This is a genomic window from Mycobacterium sp. DHQP2018-32-09, assembly GCF_058148405.1.
The window spans coordinates 1-391 of the sequence record NZ_JBYVYK010000199.1; the positions used below are offsets into that span (position 1 = coordinate 1).

Below are 391 nucleotides of genomic sequence, written 5' to 3' on the forward strand. Positions count from 1 at the left end.
TGAATATATGCTCAATGCGATGTGGGTCTCGGCGATGGTCGGCGGTCTCTGCGCTTTCCTGTCATGCTATCTGATGCTAAAAGGCTGGTCGCTGATTGGCGATGCGCTGTCGCACTCTATTGTCCCGGGTGTTGCGGGGGCATATATGCTGGGGCTTCCGTTTTCTCTGGGAGCCTTCTTTTCCGGCGGACTGGCAGCGGGCAGCATGCTGTTTCTTAACCAACTCACTCGCTTAAAAGAAGATGCCATCATCGGCCTGATCTTCTCGTCCTTTTTTGGCCTGGGGCTGTTTATGGTGTCATTGAACCCGACATCCGTGAACATTCAGACCATCGTCCTGGGCAATATTCTGGCAATCGATCCGGCGGATATCCTGCAACTCACTGACATT

The 391-nt window shown here is 52.9% G+C and carries 1 pseudogene; it reads left to right on the plus strand.

What is annotated here, in order from left to right:
- Positions 1-391: pseudogene (sitC, locus tag AC30CM_RS27340) on the plus strand (iron/manganese ABC transporter permease subunit SitC); the annotation flags it as partial.